Annotated in this window: 2 protein-coding genes and 1 tRNA gene; 1 reads left to right on the top strand and 2 read right to left on the bottom strand. The window is 65.9% G+C overall.

Annotated features, from left to right (window positions below):
• Nucleotides 1–235: 235 nt before the first annotated feature.
• Both AC2VON_RS13125 and orn read right to left on the bottom strand, forming a co-directional pair.
• A tRNA-His gene (locus AC2VON_RS13125) sits at nucleotides 236–308 on the bottom strand.
• 53 nt (nucleotides 309–361) lie between these two features.
• Complete coding sequence (gene orn, locus AC2VON_RS13120) at nucleotides 362–1,018, bottom strand: oligoribonuclease (protein WP_486953357.1); 657 nt, start codon at nucleotides 1,016–1,018, stop codon at nucleotides 362–364.
• An 88-nt stretch (nucleotides 1,019–1,106) separates the two neighbouring features.
• On the opposite strand from orn, the gene AC2VON_RS13115 reads away from it, so the two are divergent.
• Nucleotides 1,107–1,839 (top strand): helicase HerA-like domain-containing protein (locus AC2VON_RS13115; RefSeq protein ID WP_486953356.1); only part of this gene is annotated, 733 nt, incomplete at its 3' end.

Below are 1,839 nucleotides of genomic sequence, written 5' to 3'. Positions count from 1 at the left end.
TAGCGCTGTTCGTGCAGGAACTCACGTCGGGTCACCTTCTCGACGCCATCGGAATGCCGGTCGCAGCTGACTTCGGATTGGTCCCCGTGCTAGCCCTCTTCGGAATCGCCGGTATCAGTTAGGACTTCGTCGGATCGAATCCCGCACAACAAACTACGCAATGGGCAACGAAACACGCGCTCCCGCTAACTCGGACATGCTCTCTGACCAGCGCGAAAGCCTCTGTCAGCTTCGGGGTGAGTGACGGGACTCGAACCCGCGACATCCAGGATCACAACCTGGTGCTCTACCAGCTGAACTACACTCACCATCGCCACCCGATCCCGCGATCCCCCGCGGGCCCGAAGCGGCGACGTCGATACTAGCTGCTGGGGTGCTCGCAAGCCGAATCAATGACCCCGGTCGCACCGTCGCCGCCGCCAAATTCGGCAGCGATCGCCGCGATGTCGCTGGTGGACGGCCCAGGCGGGGCCACGAAGGCGGCGCGCCGGTAGAACTTCAGCTCGCGAATGGACTCGTGGATGTCAGCGAGTGCCCGGTGCGCCAGTCCTTTGGCCGGCTGGCCGTAGTAGATCCGCGGGTACCAACGCCGGCACAGTTCCTTGATCGAGCTGACGTCGACCATCCGGTAGTGCAGGTAGGAGTCCAGGTTGGGCATGTCACGAGCCAGGAAGCCCCGGTCGGTGGCGATCGAATTGCCGGCCAGCGGCACCATCTTGGCCTGCTTGACGTGGGTGCGGACGTAGTCGAGCACCATCGCCTCGGCGGCCGCCACGTCGACCGGGGAGGCCCTGACCTCCTCGATGAGGCCGGACCGGCTGTGCATCTCGGTGACGACGTCGATCATCGACGCCAATGCGGCGTCGTCGGTGTGGATCACCACGTCGACACCGTCGCCGAGGATGTTCAGCTCGCCGTCGGTGACCAGGGCGGCGATCTCGATCAGCTTGTCCGAACCCAGATCCAGGCCGGTCATCTCACAGTCGACCCAGACCAGTTCGTCTCGTGCGGCGCTCACAGTAGACCTACGTTAGCTGCTCACCGGGTTGCGGCGACGGCCGCCCAAGCCCAGCCAAGTAGTCAAGTAGTCAAGTAGTGTCGTCACGGTGAGTCCTGAATTCACACCCCGCTCAGCGGAGGATGCCGCAGCGCAGATCGCGAGCGGTTACGCCGTCGGCGGACCGGCTCTGGAGCTGGGCACCGTGGTCGTCGACGGCACCGCCGACCCCGCCGCGCAGGTTCGCATCCCGCTTGCCACCGTCAACCGGCACGGCCTGGTGGCCGGCGCCACCGGCGCCGGCAAGACCAAAACACTGCAGGTGATCGCCGAGCAGTTGTCCGCCGCCGGCGTGCCGGTGCTGATGGCTGACGTCAAGGGTGACCTGTCGGGGCTGGCCCGGGCCGGTGAGGCAGGCGACAAGATCACCGAGCGCGCCAAGGACACCGGCGACGACTGGGCGCCGACCGCCTTCCCGGTGGAGTTCCTGTCGCTGGGTACCGGCGGGATCGGCGTGCCGGTGCGGGCGACGATCTCCAGCTTCGGCCCCATCCTGCTCTCAAAGGTATTGGGGCTCAACCCGACTGGAGAGTCGACCCTCGGCTTGATCTTTCATTGGGCGGACCAGAAGGGCCTGGCGCTGCTGGACCTGAAGGATTTGCGCTCGGTGATCAGCTACCTCACCAGCGACGAGGGCAAGCCCGAGCTGAAAAACCTCGGGGCGGTGTCGTCGGCCACCGCCGGCGTGATCCTGCGGGCGCTGGTCAGCCTGGAAGCCGAGGGCGCCGACACCTTCTTCGGCGAGCCGGAACTCAAACCCGAAGACCTGATGCGCACCGACG

Source organism: Mycobacterium sp. TH-M82, from assembly GCF_057473605.1.
The sequence above is the reverse complement of the archived record's forward strand: the minus strand, read 5'-3'. Positions and strand labels throughout refer to the sequence as shown.